Below are 3,441 nucleotides of genomic sequence, written 5' to 3'. Positions count from 1 at the left end.
GACATGAATATGAACTGGACCTATATGAATAAGGCATTCGAAGATGTTCTCCTTAAAAATAAGGTAATCAAGGATCGGAAATCAGCCTATGGCCTTCCCTGTCACACTGCCAATGCAACCATCTGTAAGACGGAAAACTGTGGCATTCATCAACTCAGAACGAAAGGTGTGACTGAGAGTTATTTTGAATGGCAGGGGATGAATGGTAAGCAGGTCACAAAACCGGTCTTCAATGCAAAAGGTGAGCAGGTCGGCTTTGTTGAAACAGTTCAGGATCTCACCGAACAATTGAATCAGATCGCATATTATGAATCGATTCTTGATGCCGTCCCCATGGCAATTACGGTCACTGACCTGAATTCGCGGTGGACTTTTGTCAACAAGGCTGTTGAGAGGATGCTTAAAAAGTCCAGAAAAGAACTCATCGGTCATCAGTGCAATGAATGGGGTGCAAACATCTGCAATACCGAAAATTGTGGTATTACCCGTCTGAAGAGAGGGATTCCCAATACCAGATTCGAGCAGGATGGAGGGTATTATAATGTGGATTGTGCCTATGTCTATGATGCCCGCGGAGAGAAGGTGGGACATGTCGAGGTTGTGGGCGATGTTACTGCCATAACAAAGGTACAGAAGTATCTTGATGAATCGGTCCAAAATATCTCCTATTGTCTTGATCAGTTTGCAAAAGGGAAGACTGAGTTTGAAGTCCGCATCCCTGAGGCTGATCAGTATACTACCGAGGTCAGGGGAAAGATGGTGGACCTGACCCAGAATCTTCATAAGGCACGAGATTCAGTAAAAACCCTTGTAGTTGAAGCAAACAATCTTGTTCAGGCTGCCATCCGGGGAGATTTAAAACACCGGGCAGATGCATCACAATTGGCGGGTGATTTTGCTGAAGTAGTTGAAGGGGTAAATAAAACTCTGGAAACCGTAGGAATACCCCTGAATGTTGCTGCCAAATGGATTGAGGATGTAGCAAAAGGCAGAGAAGTATTTGATATTACCGATGAATACCCCGGCGATTACGCAGTTATTAAAAATAATATCAATGAATCCAACCGTGTGCTCAAAGCACTGGTAGCTGAAACCCAGCGCCTCTCGAAAGGAGCAACAGCAGGCGATCTCAGCATTCGCAGTGATCTGTCGCAGTACCCCGGTGCATGGAAGGATATTGTTGCCGGAATAAATGAAACACTGGAATCTGTCGTGACCCCGGTGCATGAGGCAATCCGTGTTGCAGATGAATACGCTCAAGCGAATTTCTCTGCACGCTTTGATCCATCCCTGAAAGTAGCCGGAGAATGGGTCGGGTTTAAACAGGCTCTGGACAATATCGGTATTCAGATCTGCGACGCCATCGGAGTGATAAATAAACAGGTCCTTGAACTGGCATCGAATGCAGAGGAAGCAACGGCAAGTGTTGAGGAGGTATCTGCCGGCTCACAACAGATAGCGAAAAACACGGGCAGTGTCAGTGCCAATGCAGAACAAGGAGACGAAGGGATAACCCAGGTGCTCAAGGCCATGGAGGATTTAACGATCACCGTTGGCGAAGTCTCTCAGCGTGCCGAGAAGGTATCTACATCTGCAAGTGAGGCGAACCATTTCTCAAAACAGGGCATTGAACTGGCGAAAAAGTCAGAGTCGGCGATGAACGGTATTAGACTCTCAACCAGTGAGGTTGACCAGATTGTGAAAGAAATAAACAAGCAGATGGAGGAGATTGGAAAGATAGTACGACTCATTACTGATATTTCCAATCAGACCAACCTTCTCGCATTAAATGCTGCCATTGAGGCAGCACGGGCCGGGGAAGCAGGAAGAGGGTTTGCAGTTGTTGCAGCGGAAGTGAAATCTCTTGCCCAGGACTCCCGGGCATCTGCGGAGAATATTGCTGATATGATAGCAAATCTGCAGGCAAAGGCAACCAAGGCGAATGATGCGATCATCACTGCTGGTTCAGCGGTAGAAGACGGAAACAGAGCCCTTGAAGAGACCGTCAGAGCCTTCTCAAAAATTGCTGATTCAATAGAGGATATCACTAAAAATGCAATGGATATGGCATCCTCATCTGAAGAGCAGGCTGCAGCGGTTGAGGAGATCACGGCGAGTGTCCATGAAGTATCGGTTCTCATTCAGAATACTGCCAGGGAGGCCCAGGATGCTGCAGCGGCAACTGAGGAGGCATCAGCTTCTATTGAACAGATTGGCCGGGTTATTGCAAATGTGAGTGGTATTGCTGATAATATTTCCCGTGAAATGACAAAGTTTACAATATAAGGCACTACGATGCAATGAACAAGTCTGCTTGTGAGACATGTTCCATTAAAATCCTCATCTCCTTGTTTTTAAGGGTCTTGAAGAACAGGCATCAGTCTGTGAGGGTGGTGCTATGAAAAATGATGACATGGGAGGAGAGATCCTGGCGATAACCAACCTCTCTGTACGAGTGGAACAAAGATTATAAGGGCAATATGTGATTGATATATGACCGGTTAGCGCTTTCCCGAAACAACCGGTTGATAATTATCCGGGGAGGTATTCCTGTGACAATCAATAAACCAGATCATATAATAAAATCGCGACATCATGTCTGCATTTTTTTGTAAAGCAGGAAATAATCTGCAAATGATTTGTATATGCAAAGCACAAAAAATTTTTTCTTTAAAAAGAAATTTTGAAAGACTGAAGATCCTATGATTTCTGATTATCCGCTCATGGATGAAATAAACCCCTGCATCGAGATTATTCAAAATATGTCCTTGTTTGATCATATCCGGCTTATTATTCTCTATGGGTCTGTTGCACAAAGAAGACTAATATTCATTCTGACATTGATATTGCCATCTCAACGGACCTTTCAGACCTGCAGGCCGAACGAATGAGAATGCATATCCCTGGAAGAGTGCCGGATATCTGTGACATTCAGATATTTGAACATCTTCCATTATTTATCCCAGGCAGAGGGTTTAAAAGGGGATGTTCGGTATGTTGCTGATGAAGATGTATTATAGGATACAGCATTACGAATTTCCCGCGAGTATAAATTTTTCAAACCGCATTATCTCGATTATATCGGGGAGAAAGAAATTATATGATACATAATACCCAAATCAGAGATGATAAAATCCGGTTTTTGTTATCTGAAATTGATCAGTGTCTTTTTATAATCATGGAAAAACTGACCGCAAGGAGAGATTACCATGATTTTATCAATCTCGGACTTTTAAAATGTTGAATTTCGGCAATACTATGTGAAATATATAAGAATCACCAAAGATGTTCTCCTATAACAATCTGCCCTTTCCCGTTCATGCGTACTATCCATTCATATACCTGAATGATATCACGAGATGACAATCTTTTTATTCATAGGATGCGACGGATTTTTCAGGGACATATTCTGCACGATACCTTAAAAGAATATATCCCTCC

The 3,441-nt window shown here is 43.5% G+C and carries 1 protein-coding gene; it reads left to right on the top strand.

Annotated features, from left to right (window positions below; translation table 11 throughout):
• Window positions 1–2,286 (top strand): methyl-accepting chemotaxis protein (locus PLA23_RS11670; protein WP_324475289.1); only part of this gene is annotated, 2,286 nt, incomplete at its 5' end.
• Between the last annotated feature and the right edge of the window lie 1,155 nt (window positions 2,287–3,441).

The organism is Methanospirillum sp. (genome assembly GCF_035406105.1).
GTDB lineage: Archaea > Halobacteriota > Methanomicrobia > Methanomicrobiales > Methanospirillaceae > Methanospirillum.
The sequence above is the reverse complement of the archived record's forward strand: the minus strand, read 5'-3'. Positions and strand labels throughout refer to the sequence as shown.